The 14,222-nt window shown below is 55.7% G+C and carries 11 protein-coding genes; 2 read left to right on the top strand and 9 right to left on the bottom strand.

Annotated features, from left to right (window positions below; genetic code table 11):
• Nucleotides 1-200 precede the first annotated feature (200 nt).
• Nucleotides 201-2,534: a mechanosensitive ion channel domain-containing protein gene (locus LVD14_RS08545; protein ID WP_237133667.1), complete on the top strand. Its 2,334-nt coding sequence runs from the start codon at nucleotides 201-203 to the stop codon at nucleotides 2,532-2,534.
• 19 nt (nucleotides 2,535-2,553) lie between these two features.
• On the opposite strand, the gene ccoP is transcribed toward LVD14_RS08545, so the two are convergent.
• The 9 genes from ccoP to LVD14_RS08500 form a co-directional block, all read right to left on the bottom strand.
• A complete protein-coding gene (ccoP, locus tag LVD14_RS08540; RefSeq protein ID WP_237133666.1) occupies nucleotides 2,554-3,444 on the bottom strand; it encodes a cytochrome-c oxidase, cbb3-type subunit III in 891 nt (296 codons plus the stop codon).
• Nucleotides 3,437-3,580: a hypothetical protein gene (locus tag LVD14_RS08535; protein WP_237133665.1), complete on the bottom strand. Its 144-nt coding sequence runs from the start codon at nucleotides 3,578-3,580 to the stop codon at nucleotides 3,437-3,439. The genes ccoP and LVD14_RS08535 overlap by 8 nt, the downstream gene beginning before the upstream one ends.
• Nucleotides 3,577-4,197, bottom strand: a complete 621-nt coding sequence (ccoO, locus tag LVD14_RS08530) for a cytochrome-c oxidase, cbb3-type subunit II (protein ID WP_237134634.1) — start codon at nucleotides 4,195-4,197, stop codon at nucleotides 3,577-3,579. Before ccoO ends, LVD14_RS08535 begins: the two co-directional genes overlap by 4 nt.
• A 5-nt stretch (nucleotides 4,198-4,202) precedes the next feature.
• Complete coding sequence (gene ccoN / locus LVD14_RS08525; RefSeq protein ID WP_237133664.1) at nucleotides 4,203-5,675, bottom strand: cytochrome-c oxidase, cbb3-type subunit I; 1,473 nt, start codon at nucleotides 5,673-5,675, stop codon at nucleotides 4,203-4,205.
• 4 nt (nucleotides 5,676-5,679) lie between these two features.
• Nucleotides 5,680-6,273 (bottom strand): Yip1 family protein, encoded by a 594-nt coding sequence (locus LVD14_RS08520; RefSeq protein WP_237133663.1) that lies wholly within the window; start codon nucleotides 6,271-6,273, stop codon nucleotides 5,680-5,682.
• Nucleotides 6,274-6,485: 212 nt separating this feature from the next.
• The gene (locus LVD14_RS08515; RefSeq protein WP_317622148.1) at nucleotides 6,486-7,607 is read right to left on the bottom strand and encodes an endonuclease/exonuclease/phosphatase family protein; all 1,122 of its coding nucleotides are present in this window, start codon (nucleotides 7,605-7,607) and stop codon (nucleotides 6,486-6,488) included.
• A gap of 121 nt (nucleotides 7,608-7,728) precedes the next feature.
• Nucleotides 7,729-9,036 (bottom strand): amidohydrolase family protein, encoded by a 1,308-nt coding sequence (locus LVD14_RS08510; RefSeq protein WP_237133662.1) that lies wholly within the window; start codon nucleotides 9,034-9,036, stop codon nucleotides 7,729-7,731.
• A 4-nt stretch (nucleotides 9,037-9,040) separates the two neighbouring features.
• Nucleotides 9,041-11,947: an amidohydrolase family protein gene (locus LVD14_RS08505; RefSeq protein WP_237133661.1), complete on the bottom strand. Its 2,907-nt coding sequence runs from the start codon at nucleotides 11,945-11,947 to the stop codon at nucleotides 9,041-9,043.
• Between the two features lie 84 nt (nucleotides 11,948-12,031).
• A complete protein-coding gene (locus LVD14_RS08500) occupies nucleotides 12,032-12,328 on the bottom strand; it encodes a hypothetical protein (RefSeq protein WP_237133659.1) in 297 nt (98 codons plus the stop codon).
• A gap of 147 nt (nucleotides 12,329-12,475) precedes the next feature.
• On the opposite strand from LVD14_RS08500, the gene LVD14_RS08495 reads away from it, so the two are divergent.
• On the top strand, nucleotides 12,476-14,221 hold the full coding sequence (locus tag LVD14_RS08495; RefSeq protein ID WP_237133658.1) for a DUF885 domain-containing protein: 1,746 nt from the start codon (nucleotides 12,476-12,478) through the stop codon (nucleotides 14,219-14,221).
• Nucleotide 14,222 lies beyond the last annotated feature (1 nt).

Genomic DNA, 14,222 nt, shown 5'->3' with positions numbered 1-14,222 from the left:
TACCCGGCTTCTACTGATTTTTCAGGCGTCAGCAGAGCCCGGCATTCGCTTACTGTGCGCGACACAGTAATAATGCTGTACGTCACACAGTATTGTCAAGCGCATTACCTGAAGCCGCAGATTTGCCAATTGGCCTGCCAGACCTTAGGCTTGTTCAGCATCTGCAACATAGAAAACAACGACCACATGGAGATCGCATAGTGACGCATCTGACACCGGCCAAAATAATCGCCATCATTGCCAGTTTCTGCATACTGATGGTCGCTGGCCTCGCCAACGCACAGCCGGCGCTGTCAACGGCCGCAGAAACCGCTACCGAGAACGACTCCGGCACTGACAATTCCTATGCCTACCTGGCAGATATCCTCGAGGATCAGCAAGCCAGAGAGCAGCTAATCAGTGACTTGCGTGCCCTGGCAGCCGGCGAGGATCCGACAACAGATGAATCTTCAGCCGAGGAAGAAGCCTCTGGCTCTCCGGTGCAGGAAATTGCTGGTGCCACACGTGAGCTGGCACAGAATCTGGTCGCTGAATCCATGGAGGCTTTCCAGTCAATAACTGACCTGGTCACTGGCGAGCAGGCTGTGCAGGTCGACAACCTGACCAGTGATGCCATGGGGCTGCTGCTTGTCATCGCGGCGGCTGTGTCGCTATTCCTTGTGTTGAGACTGATGGCTCGACCGGTATTCACCGCGATTGATCGCTGGGCACTGAAAGATACCGGCGGCAGTCGTATGCTGCACAAATCAATTGCCGTGGGTGGTGCCGCCCTGCTGGATCTTGTAGTGATCCCACTCGCCTATGTGGGCGGCTACCTGGTTGCGCTGTTTGTACCTGGCAACTCTGGCGAAATGGACATTCAGCAGTCGCTGTTCCTGAATGCGTTTCTGATCATCGAAATCACGCGCGCACTGATCAGAGTATTGTTTGCCGCCCGAAATGACGGTCTTCGCATGCTGCCGCTGAGCGCCGAACAGGCGCATTACTGGCACGCCTGGCTGTCCAGGCTGGTTGGTTTCATCGGTTACGGCATATTGTTTCTGGTGCCGCTGGCCAATGAATTACTTACGCCTGCCGTCGGCAAATTGACTGCCCTGATTGTGATGCTGCTGGCGTTCCTGTACGCACTGGCCATTCTTCTGCAAAACAAATCCCGCATCACCGATAAACTCACAGAGCTTTCCCAGAATGCAGAAATGACATTCAATCGCGTCTTGCTGGGCATGCTGAGCAAAAGCTGGTTCGTGGTTGCAATTGCCTATCTGGCAGCGATGACACTGGTGACCATCGCACGCCCCGAAGATGCTCTGCCCTTTATGTTGCGTGCCTCATTGCAGACGCTGGTGGCAATCGGTCTGGGCCTGTTCCTGTCAGTGGTGCTGGGTCAGCTGGTGGGTCGTGGCTTCCAGTTAAGTGATGAAACAAGGGCACGTTTCCCCTTGCTGGAAGACCGGCTTAATGGATTCCTGCCTGCGATCATGAAGGGTGTCAGACTGGTCATCCTGATTGTTGTGCTCGGCTTTGTGGCGGACGCCTGGAGCCTGTTCAACCTGCCCGCATGGCTGGCATCGGATGCCGGCATCAACACACTGGGTACAGCCATTTCTGTAACCTTGATCATCCTGCTGGCACTTGGTGTATGGATTGCCCTGGCTAGCTGGATAGAGCAGCGACTGAACCCTGATTCTTCCCGTGGCGGACCCAGCGCGCGTGAGAAAACCCTGTTGACGATCTTCCGCAATGCTGTGTCGATCACCCTGGTTGTGATGACCCTGATGGTCGTACTGTCAGAAATCGGTATTAATATCGGCCCTCTGATCGCAGGTGCCGGGGTGCTGGGTCTGGCCATTGGTTTTGGTGCCCAGAAGCTGGTGCAGGACATCATTACTGGTGTCTTTATTCAGCTGGAAAACGCCATCAATAGCGGCGATGTCGTAACAGCCGCCGGTATTACCGGCGTCGCGGAAAAACTCACCATCCGCTCCCTGGGGCTACGAGATCTATCCGGCACCTATCACCTGATCCCATTCTCATCGGTAGATACCGTATCCAACTACATGCGTGAATTTGCCTATCATGTAGGCGAGTACGGAGTAGCCTATCGTGAAGATATTGATGCGGTGATTGTAGAACTGCGCAAGGCCTTTGAAGAGCTTATGGCCGATGACGATTGTAAAAACGACATTCTGGAGGAAATCGAGGTCAATGGTGTTACCGCCCTGGCTGACAGTTCCGTCAATATTCGCGTTCGCATCAAAACCCTGCCAGGTTCACAATGGCGTATCGGACGCGCCTACAACCGGCTGGTCAAGTATCGTCTGGATGCAGCTGGCATAGAGATCCCGTTCCCACACATGACGCTCTATTTTGGCGAAGACAAAGACGGCAATGCGCCGGCAGCGCCGATCACCATCCACTCAATTGGTGAGCAGAAAATTGTCAGCGACAACAGTGAACCTAAAAAAGTTGATGACAAGCGCGCTGAGACCAATGCCAAAAAAGGCAAAGACTTCGATGATGAGGATAACCAGTAGGTCACATTATCCGGCAGGCTTACTGCTCGCGTGTTAACCATGCGACCAGTAAGCGAATCTGCGCGTCATTCAGGCGATCATTAAATGCTGGCATTACACCCGTCCGACCAGCGGTAATGGATGCCAGCACGCTCGCGCGGTCGCCGCCGTATAGCCAGTCATCGTCTCGCAGGGAGGGCGCGCCGAACAGAACATTACCCTCTCCCTGTGCGCCATGACAGGCGACACAGTAGGTCATGTAAACCGCACGCCCTGGCATCTGGTCAGAATCGCTGCCATCCATCGCCATTACATAATCGACCAGGGGTTCTAGCTGGCTTTCTTCCACGACGCCTGACCATGCAGGCATGGAAGCGCGACGGCCACTCCTCAGAGTCTGTTCCACCTGCTCGGCAGTGGCGCCCCACTGCCACTCCTGATCGGTCAGATCAGGAAACATTGACAGCTGACCGCTGGCATCACGTCCATGACATGCTGCGCATTCACGGGCAAACAGGCGCGAGGCGGTATTCATGCGCCCTGAGCTGGACTGCAAATCATCAAGCGAGGTGGCCAGAATCTCCTCACGGACTGGTTGAAACTGGTTTTGATAGTGCTCGTAGGCATTGCTGACCCGGGCGTCCTGCGACCAGTTCAGCATGCCACTGAAGGAGCCGAGCCCCGGATACAGCATCAGGTAACCGACAGAGAATACGGTGGCGCCGAGAATCAGCCAGAACCACCACATGGGTGCCGGGGCGTTGCCCTCCCGCATATCGCCGTCCCACACGGGTTCGTTTAATTCTTCTTCCGGCTCATGCGGCGTCGGCGAAAAATACACGCTCCAGATCAGCCACCCGACCACGGCCGCCGACACCAGCGTCAGCACCATGATCCAGCCACTCCAAAAATCTCCGGGCATATCAGCCATTGTAGTTCTCATCCTCCAGCGGGATTCTGCTGATTTCCTGTGCTCTGGATTTACCCACGCCCGCTGTCAACCACACTATCATTGTCACCATAAAAAACATGACCAGCATATCGCCAACGAATATGAAAAGTGTCATGGCGCCTCCTCTCGAGAAACAGCACTTCCAAGCTGCTGCAGGTAAGTGACAAGCGCGTCGAGTTCTGTCAGTCCTTCCAATTGTTGTGGAGCCGCCTCAATCTGCTCCTGCGTGTATGGATGGCCCAGACGCTGCAGGACCTGCATCTTTTTCTGAATATCACCCACCCCGGATGCCGGGGCGTGTTCCAACCATGGATAGGCTGGCATGATCGATTCCGGAATAACTGACCTTGGATCAAGCAGATGGACACGATGCCAGTCATCAGAATATTTGCCTGCCAGGCGATGCAAATCCGGCCCTGTGCGTTTAGACCCCCACAGGAAAGGACGGTCATAGACAAATTCGCCCGACCGTGAGTAGGGCCCGTAGCGCTCGACCTCTGCGATCAGTGGCCTTACCTGCTGCGTATGGCATACCGAGCAGCCCTCACGAATGTAAATGTCGCGCCCCGTGAGTGCCACAGCAGAATATGGCTGTGTGCTGCCAGTTGGTGTTTCCAGAGATTCCTGGTTTAGCACGGGTAAAATCTGCACCAGCCCGCCGATGGCAGATACCACGAGAATCCCGAAAATCAGTAGCCCGGTGTTTTCCTCGAGCTTCTTGTGCAGAGACATGCCAGTCATCGTTTCACCTCGTAAAGCGGGTCAACGTCGGGTGCACTGACTTCGACTGGATCCCGCCCTCTGATGGTCATGAACAGATTCCATGCCATCAGGCAGGTGCCCAGCAGAAAGATCAAACCGGCCAATAGTCGCAGTCCATAATAGGGAGCCATGCCTGCCATGATGTCGGTAAAGTTGAAACGCAGTTCACCCGTTTCATCCAGGTTCAGCCATAGCAGTCCCTGAGAAACGCCGGCCGCCCACATCGCCATGATGTAAAGCATGGTGCCGGCCAGTGCCAGCCAGAAATGCAGATTGGCCAATGGTGTACTGTAAAGCGGACGTCCCGCCATTCTTGGTATCAGAAAGTAAAATGTGCCGTAGGTGATCATGGCATTCCAGCCCAGCGCACCAGAGTGCACATGACCGATGGTCCAGTCAGTAAAGTGACTGACCACGTTAACGCTGCGAATGGCCATCATCGGACCTTCAAAAGTCGCCAGTCCATAAAACGCCAGTGCCAGCACTATAAACTTCAATGCCGGGTCTGTGCGCAGCTTCTGCCAGGCGCCACTGACGGTCATGATGCCGTTGATCAGGGTTGCCCACGAGGGTGCCAGTAGAATGATGCTCATTACCATACCCAGCGACTGCACCCATTCCGGGATGGCGCTGTAATGCAGATGGTGGGGGCCTGCCCAGATGTAAGTGTAGACAAAGGCCCAGAAAGCAACGATGGATAGTCGATAACTCCAGATCGGGCGACCCGCCTGCTTGGGCAGGAAGTAATAGACCATGCCGAGAAAGCCGCCGGTCAACAAAAAGCCAACAGCATTGTGACCGTACCACCATTGAACGACGGCATCCTGCGCGCCAGCATACAGCGAGTAGGACTTGCCCAGCGTCACCGGCAGAGCCAGGTTATTGACGATGTGCAGCATGGCGATAACGATGATCAGACCGCCATAGAACCAGTTGGAGATGTAAATGGGTCGGATACGACGTTTTACCAGGGTACCAAAAAACACAACCCCAAATGACACCCACAGTATCGCGATGGCGATATCAAACGGCCATTCCAGCTCAGCGTATTCCTTGCTGGATGTCCAGCCACCCAGCAGCGAAAGTCCACCCAGCAGCACCGTCAGCTGCCAGCCGTAACAACAGAACCAGGCCAATCGGGGCGCAAAGAGTGACACATGGCTGGTACGTTGCACGCTGTAGAATGCCGTCGCCATCAGCGCAGAAACGCCGAACCCGAAAATGACGCCATTGGTATGCAGCGGACGCAGACGTCCAAATGAAAGCCAGGGCTGCCCAAAATCCAGCCAGGGCCACAACAGCTCCGCCGAAATGTAAACCCCAGCGCCCATCGCCACGATCGCCCAGACAATGGAAAACTGCACCAGACGCAACACAACTTTGTCACGATAGATTTCTGCCTGTACAGCCTTCAGAGTACTGATACCTTCTTCGTAAACAGCTGCCATCCGGTCAAACTCCCAATGAGGGGCCGATGCCGGCCACCCACAACCACATACTCAAACCCAGCAGTGACACCGCCGCCACCAGCAACCAGCCCACCAGCGCCGACGCCATCAACATGCCACGCTCCGGAACCGTTTCCAGCACCGTGGCAATGCCCGAATACAACAGGTACATGCTCCACATCATCGCGGGAATCAGAATGACAACATTGAGAAACACGTGCGGAAAAAGATGGGCGAGACTGGCGAAGGCCAATGGCGCGCCAACCATTGTGACGAATGCAAAATGCCGCCCGAGGTGGCGGTTTGCACCATAGGTGGTTGCCATCCATTGGCTGATCAGCGCCGTGGATACAAACCCGAACACCAGTGCAGCAAAGTACCCCGCACTGATCAGTGCCAGGCTGGATGCCGGCAGCATAAGCGGTTCATCCGCACCGAGGCGCCAGCCAAACTGGTAGGCGCCCAGCCAGGCAAATACAGGCGGCATCAGCAACAGCCAGATCGCATAACGAAAAAGAATCGTGAGTGCGCCTGGCTCACTCGATGAAAGCTGCCGACAGGTTTCTCTGGGCATAACCAGAGCACGCAGCGGCAACATTGTAGGGACGGTTCCTTGCATATTGGACACAACCAGCCTGCCAAGAAGTTATCCACGCCATTGTATCGGACACCGTGCCGCAAGCATTGATCCATGTCAACTATCGCTCATTCAGCCGGATCATGGCGACATACTAAAGTCCAACTCATATCCCGGATCTGGAACGACTCGAAACGTTTGCAGGGTTCAGTCCGCACTACCTGTCAGAAGTATTACCCGAGGGCTGAATCGCCCAGTCCACGACTTTTCCTGAGCTGTTTGCCATCATCGATAATTTCGCGGGCTTCGTCACGCTCTTCGCCATTCGCACTGGGTTTGTCATTACGATCTGACTCGGATGGACGGAAGCACAGAGTCGCCAGGATCGGGAAATGATCAGACCCGAAGTAGTCTAGTCGCTGCATGCGCTTGTGCAGAAAGTGTTCGGTGCAGAACACATGATCGAGGGGCCAGCGCATGAACCAGTACCCAGCGTGGAATGTATTGAACATGCCCCTGCCCCGCCGTGGATCAAGCATGCCACTGGTGCGGCGAAACAGCCGTGTGGTTCGCGACCAGGCGACATCGTTGAGATCACCGGCAACTATCGCCGGCTCCTTGTCGCGATAAACCTGCTGACCCACCAGCAACAGCTCGGAATCACGACACAATGACTCCTCACTTTCATTGGGCGCCGGCGGCCGGGGATGCAGCGCGTAGAAGCGCACGCGTTTGCCACCCGGCAGTTTTACCCAGGCCCGAATCGACGGAATGTCATCTTCAATCAGGTAATGAACTTTGGCGTCTTCCAGCGGCAGCCTGGAGTAAAGATGCATACCGTACAGATTGTCCTGGGGAACACGGACAATCGAGTGCCAGTCGCCGAATGCTTCATCGAGCTTCGACTGCCACCACAGATCAGACTCTACCACCAGCAGAATGTCGGGTTGATGCTGCTTCACCTGATTGATCAGGCCTTCACTATTGCGATTGGGCGTCAGCACATTTGCGACCAGCAGTGTTACGCAGTGCTCGCCAGACACTTTTCCATTAGCGTCCTCCATTTGAGTAGGCCACCACCTTGTCCAGGGCAGAATGCGCGACAGTTGATAGATCATCACAATCAGGCCAAGCGCCCATGTCCATTGCGACAACGCCACACCCGCCAGCGTTTGGGTGCTGTCCAGCAACAGGCCGCCGACCACCAGGATGCACGCCACAGCAGCGATCTGCACGCGGGGAAACTCGCAGGCGCGAATCCACCACTCATAATGTGACAAGCGACCCAGTGTGGAAACCAGACACAACAGAATGGACAGGCCAAACATCAACCATGCCAGTATTGTAATAAACAACCGCTACCTCCATGGAGCCACGCCCTTCCTTCAGACGCTAATCTGTTGACGGCCTGTCCTGATCAATTATTCCGTGCAGCGTGGAGACTGCGCCTCTCTTGCTGCACCGATGAACCACTGATTACTCGATAGGCTGACCTGCGTAGCGTTCGTAGAACCGCTCGTACAGCTCCTGCTGCATGCCCTGCAGCTCCAGTAACCTGCCCTGAATAAAGGCCTCATCAAGCTGATTGGTGCGCATATCCAGCGCGTCACCAGCCGCGATGAAAAACGTTGCATCTTTGCCCACGACCAGCGTGCCCACGCGGTCATCTACATCAAGAATTCGCGCATTGTGCTCCGTGATCATGGCCAGTGCGGTTTCCCTGTCCAACCCATAGCTGGCGGCGGTTCCGGCAAAGAAAGGCAGGTTGCGCTGCGAATCCAGAGCTGTCTCGCCACCACCAATACCCACCAGAATACCGGCGTCGTGCAATTGGAATGGGACCTTGAAAGGCTCGTCAACGTCGTACCAGGACTGCGCGGGCAAACCATGTACTGATTCGTAGATCACTGCCACCGATTCCTGCAGCAACAGATCCTTGACCTTCATGGCATCGCGGCCACCAACGATGACAATTTCTGGCACTTCGTAGTCCCTGGCGAATTGAACACTGTTGACGATGTCACGTGCGTCGTTGGCGTGAATGAACAGTTTCGCCTCGCCAGACAGAACATTCTGCATGGCGGCCAGATTCAGATTCACCGGCGAACCTGTGTAGGTGATCGCATCCTGAAACAGTGCGTGCAACACTTGCACCTGATTGGCGTAGTCTTCGTTGTCCACGGTCTCGAACTGACCGGAGATTTCATTACGCTGACGCCGGGTTCGTGCGGGCCAGTGCATATGCATGGCGCCGTCAGCAGAGAGCAATGTGTCCTCCCAGTTCCAGCCATCAAGTTTCATTACGCTGGAACTGCCTGAAATCAGACCACCCTGTGGCGTAATCTGTGCAGTCAGGATGCCATTAAAACGAAATGTCGGAATCAACTCTGAGTCGGTGTTGTAAGCAATTGCCGAACGAACGCTGGCATTGATATCCCCTGTTTCCACCACATCATTGGTTGCCCGGATATTGCTGACCTCGGACAGGCCCAGAGACGTGTTAGGCAAAATAAAGCCGGGATAAATATGACGCCCCTCCACATCTATCACCTGGTGATTAAAAAATGCCGGACTGTTGGCGTCAGTACCAACGTAGGTGATGACTCCCTGGTCAAAGGCTAGTACGCCGTCCTCGATCACCGTGCCATCTCCCACATGTATGACAGCACCGGTGATGGCTATGGGCTCTGACTGGTCCGGAGCCGGCCGCGGAACAATCGCCTGCAGCATTGAAACGGCCAGCACAACAGGTACAACGCGCACTACTCTGTTTATGATTTTCATGCGATTACTCCTGTTCACTCAAGATGACATTGATGATGCGCTCTCGTTCGCTGGCCATGTACTGACGCAGCTCGCGGTCACGTTCGCGGTCGAAATACGGGATGCCATCAACCCAGGTAGTCTGCGCCTGCGCGTAGACGGACAATGGATGCTGATCCCACAACACAACATCGGCATCCTTGCCTACGCGGATACTGCCCATCCGATCATCCAGATGAAGCAGCCTGGCTGGGTTCAACGTAATCATCTTTAATGCATCAGACTCACTGACACCGCCATACTTGACCATCTTGCCGGCCTCCTGATTCAGGCGCCGGGACATTTCGGCATCGTCCGAATTCAGTGCCACAACAACACCGGCCTGCTGCATCAGTGCGGCATTGTAGGGAATCGCATAACGCACTTCCCACTTGTAGGCCCACCAGTCCGAGAAAGTGGAACCTCCGGCACCATGCGCAGCCATCTTGTCGGCGACTTTGTAACCTTCCAGAATGTGCGTGAAGGTATTAATGGTGAAATCAAAACTGTCCGCAATATGAATCAGCATGTTGATTTCCGACTGCACATAAGAGTGAGCCGTCACGTAACGTTCGCCGTTTAATACTTCCAGCATGGTTTCATCAACCAGATCGCGGCGAGGTCGGATCGCATCCCGACGTGCGCTGTTGGACAGAGAGTTCCACTGTTGCCAGCGCGATTCATACTCACGCGCCTGGCTGAAGGCATTGGCAAAAACCTGTTCCACTCCCATGCGGGTCTGCGGGTAACGAATGGACGCAGGGTTGGTGCTGCGTTTGACGTTCTCACCCAGTGCGAACTTTATAAATCCTGGAGCATCCTCAATCCGTAATTCTTCAGGTGTTCCTCCCCAGCGCATTTTGATCAATGAGGACTGACCGCCGATGGGATTCGCTGAGCCGTGCAGCTGCTGAGCCGCCACTACCCCGCCGGCCAGATTGCGATAGATGTTTACATCCTGGGAGTCCACGACGTCTGTCATGCGCACCATACTTGAGTTAGTCGCCACTTCGTTGATACCAAACAACGCGATGTGAGTATGCTCATCAATAATGCCGGGCGTCAGGTGCATGCCGGATCCATCAACTACTACCGCATCACCGGCCTGCAGATTGTCACCCACGGCCGCGATGCTTCCATCACGCAGCAATACATCCGTTACCAGCGTGCCGGCATCTTCGTTGGTCCAGACTGTCGCACCACGTATCAGCGTTGCCTGTTGCGTCGGCAATGTCTCACTGCCATAGGCAGCAAAAGGGTAGATGACCGGCGAAGGCAGCTCTGTCGACATCTCTGCTTCGTCTTCAGCATCTGCCTCCTCGCCGGCTGGTAATTCTCCGGTTCGCGCCAGCGTCCAGCCGCTGCCTTCCCAGCCATCCTCGGTCGGCCAGCCACTCAGACGCAGGGTCTGCGCTTCACCGGGCATGCGCAGCGTCAGATTAATGAGATCCTGTGCAATCGTCACGCTGGCGCTTGCTCCTTCAAGAGCTGTGTCGCTGCCGCCGTCCAGCACCTGTGTGCGAAGACGGCCATCAGCCAGACGCAGCGCCAGATCCACCGTCGCAGTCTGCGTTGCCAGTTGATATCGGCCTTCCTGTTCAGTCAATGGCTCGGATACCACATAGCGCGAGCCGGCTACCCAGGTCTCAAGCAGACGGGTATCCGTGTCGAACAACGGCCCATCGCTGACAACAAGATTGGCCAGCGCGCCAGCGCCGATGTGGCCAAGCCGTTGCTGTTCACCGATAAGTGCCGCAGGAACGCTGGTCAGCGCCGCAATGGCCGCCGCCTCCGGCAGTCCGGCATTCACCGCTTTGCGCAGATTGGCAATAAATTCATCACCGGATCCGGCGCGGGTAATGGCCATCTGTATGCCCTGCTCGTGCAGCAGGCGCAGATTGTAGGGTGCCAGCTCCCAGTGCTTGAGCTCTGTGAATGACACATCGTCGGCTGTAAAAGGATCGGCGACCTCCGGTGTTTCCGGATAGTCGACAGAGACAATAAGCGGTGCCCCGGTGGCTGCCAGTCGGGCAGCCTGCTGATAGGCGTCAGTGCCTACCTTAAGGATATATCGGGTGGAAAATTCTTCAGCAACACGGTGCACGGCCAGTGCCTGGTGCCAGTCGTCCACTTCCATGATCTGTGGCAGCGACTGCGTGCGCAACCAGCCCTCCAGTGACTCATCGGCGAATGGGCGTGGATCATGCTGAGCGTACCACTCAGCATCCAGGTAAGTTTGACGCAGCAGTGCTATGGCACCCATCAGCGAGACGGGTACGGTCTGCCTGGAGCTGCCTTTATCCAGTGAGTAGTAGGCCGCCACATCAGACGCGAGCACCGCTTCATTGGCGTTACTGTGGTCTAGATTGACCAGAACGGAAGTACCACGGGCAATGCCATCGGCCATAAAGCTGGCTACCGTCGTGAACCCCTGCCGGCGCAGCGGAATCTGGTCGTCACGTGCCGGTTCGAACGCCATGACTGCTCGGTAGTGCGATTTGATGGCATCGTTGACATTCAGCGCACGGGGGCCGGATTCAACCACTTCGGCACCGCCACCTCCGGCTGGCCGAGCCGGCGCTGGCAAACCATAACCACTGTACAGGTCGATAAACCCGGGATAGACGTAGCGACCGGGCAGTGGCATCACAAAATAGTCTTCCGGTATGTCATCTTCGCTGGTGACTTCAACGATGGAGCCATCACGTATCAGCACTGCCGCATCCGGTCGGTACTCACCCTCGCCCACATACACTGTCACCCCGCTCAAGGCGATGGCGGATCGTCGATTATCGACCACGCCATTGGGGGTGGCGGTTTCCTGAGCGACACTTGTCACCGTCAGGCATAACGCCGCAAGTCCCAGCGCCCGTACCAGTATCGTAAGACTCATTTTGATGTGCTCCTGTTGTTCTGCTTATTCCGCGCTTGTAAAAAATCACTGTTAAATCAGTTTATTGACTGCGTCGTTCGGATATCAGAGTCGTTTGTCGCGGGCGGAGTCTTCAGACTCAGGCTCTGCCTGTGCATTGTCTTTATCACGACGGAAAGTGCTGCGCTCGCTGTGCGGCGTTCCCGCACAGCTTTCACCGGTGTACATACCCGCCAGAAACTGCGAGAACGCGTACAGCCATCGCTGCCATCGACCTCGCTTCGGTTCAACACCAAGGTTCAGTTCGCTCAGGCCAATTCGCCGCCCATCCAGCGTGGGCTCGCGCCGGGCTGATTCGCGGGGTTTGCTGTCAGGTGCGCGAGTGCTCATGGCTTTGATCATAACCAAAACATGCGGGCAGTCCTATACGAAGCTGGAAAATCATTGTCCTCAATTGCATCACCTGATGCGACAGCGTCCGTGATTCATACTGTTGTGTTATGCTCGGAATCCATCGACTCTCGACTTCTGGCCTACGGAGACTTCCTTATGCGTTCCATTACCCTGGCTGCAATCCTGCTGGCATACAGTGCACTGAGCGTCGCGCAACCCGGTGACGCTGACAATGCGTCATTCAGCCAATTCAGCGAGTCTTTAATGATGGAAATGCTGGAGCGCAACCCAGAATGGGCTCTGTACGCCGGGCGCTACGACAATGCGCATCTGGTGACATTGCCGACGCCTGCGCGCTTCGCCGATGACGTGGCTTTTGCTGAACAGGCACTGGCGCAGCTGGCGGAGTACCCTGTGGATACACTGACCGCCTCCGAGCGCATTGACCAGGCTCTGCTGCGCAATGAACTGGAGTCAATGCAGTGGTATCTGACAGCGTTTCGTGACTGGCAATGGGATCCCTCCAGCTACAATGTTGCGGGTCCGATCGGCGTGATACTCACGACGCCATACGCCCCGGAAGAGGAGCGTCTGCGTACGATAATGGCGCGACTGGAGCAGGTGCCCGAGTACTACAGGGCAGCCCGCGCCAATATCAGTGATCCGACGCTGCCCCACACCGAACTGGCTATTACGCAGAATCAGGGCACCCGCAATCTGCTGGGTGAGTCACTGCGTGAGCGCGTCATGGCAGCCAATCTGGAACAGGCTGAAAAAGACAGATTTGAACAGCTTCGGGTGCAGGCGCTGGAAACGGTGGACGGCTTCATTACCGAACTGGAACAGCTGCAGCAATTACTGACAGACAACCCGCAGGCGCGCGGCTTTCGCATCGGCGCCGAGCTTTACGAAGAAAAATTTCGCTACGATATACAATCCGGTTTCACCGCGCGGGAAATGTACGAGCGGGCCCTCGCAGAAAAAGAGCGACTGCATAACGACATGGACGCGATCACACGCGAGCTTTGGCCAGGCTACTTCCCCGATACGGCAATGCCTGACGACAGATTGCAGCGCATAGGCATGCTCGTTGATCTGCTATCTGACCGGCATGTCGCCAGAGACGAGTTCTTTGCGGAAATCCGTCGGCAAATCCCGGAACTGACCGCGTTTGTGGCCGAGAACGACCTGCTGGATCAGGATCCCAGCCGTCCCCTGGTTGTGCGGGAGACACCGGAGTACATGCGCGGAAGTGGTGCCGGCGCCTCTGTCAGTGCGCCGGGTCCATTCAATCCGACCGCAGACACTTATTACAACGTCACGCCACTGGATGGTTACACCGAAGAACAGGCGGCAAGCTATCTGCGTGAATACAACCACTGGGTGCTGCAGATTCTGAACATTCACGAAGCTGTGCCAGGGCATTACACGCAGCTCGTGCACGGTAACAAGTCGTCCGGCCTGATCAAAAGCCTGCTGCGCAACGGCGCCATGATTGAAGGCTGGGCCGTGTATTCCGAGCGCATGATGCTGGAGGAAGGCTGGGGCAATCAGGAGCCGGAGATGTGGCTGATGTACGGCAAATGGAACCTGCGCGTCGTCACCAATGCCATCATGGATTATGCCGTGCATGTACTGGGCATGACTGAAGACGAAGCCATGGACATGATGCTGAATGAGGCTTTCCAGGAGCAGACTGAAGCAGAGAACAAATGGCGCCGTATCCGGCTGTCACAGGTTCAGTTGACCTCTTACTTTACTGGTTATGCTGAGATTTACGATTATCGTGAACGCGTCAAGGAGCGTCAGGGTGACGACTTTGATCTGAAGGCATTCCACAACGAATTTTTGAGTTACGGCAATGCGCCGGTCCCTGCCATCATTGAACTGATGGAAGAATGAC

The organism is Pseudohongiella sp. O18 (assembly GCF_021729085.1).
Taxonomy (GTDB): domain Bacteria; phylum Pseudomonadota; class Gammaproteobacteria; order Pseudomonadales; family Pseudohongiellaceae; genus Pseudohongiella.
The sequence above is the reverse complement of the archived record's forward strand: the minus strand, read 5'-3'. Positions and strand labels throughout refer to the sequence as shown.

Coding starts and splice junctions, on each gene's coding strand:
- LVD14_RS08500 (WP_237133659.1), bottom strand. CDS start 12,328: ATGATCAAAGCCATGAGCACTCGCGCACCTGACAGCAAACCCCGCGAA.
- LVD14_RS08535 (WP_237133665.1), bottom strand. CDS start 3,580: ATGACACTTTTCATATTCGTTGGCGATATGCTGGTCATGTTTTTTATG.
- LVD14_RS08520 (WP_237133663.1), bottom strand. CDS start 6,273: ATGTTGCCGCTGCGTGCTCTGGTTATGCCCAGAGAAACCTGTCGGCAG.
- ccoP (WP_237133666.1), bottom strand. CDS start 3,444: ATGGCTGATATGCCCGGAGATTTTTGGAGTGGCTGGATCATGGTGCTG.
- ccoO (WP_237134634.1), bottom strand. CDS start 4,197: ATGTCTCTGCACAAGAAGCTCGAGGAAAACACCGGGCTACTGATTTTC.
- LVD14_RS08510 (WP_237133662.1), bottom strand. CDS start 9,036: ATGAAAATCATAAACAGAGTAGTGCGCGTTGTACCTGTTGTGCTGGCC.
- ccoN (WP_237133664.1), bottom strand. CDS start 5,675: ATGGCAGCTGTTTACGAAGAAGGTATCAGTACTCTGAAGGCTGTACAG.
- LVD14_RS08505 (WP_237133661.1), bottom strand. CDS start 11,947: ATGAGTCTTACGATACTGGTACGGGCGCTGGGACTTGCGGCGTTATGC.
- LVD14_RS08495 (WP_237133658.1), top strand. CDS start 12,476: ATGCGTTCCATTACCCTGGCTGCAATCCTGCTGGCATACAGTGCACTG.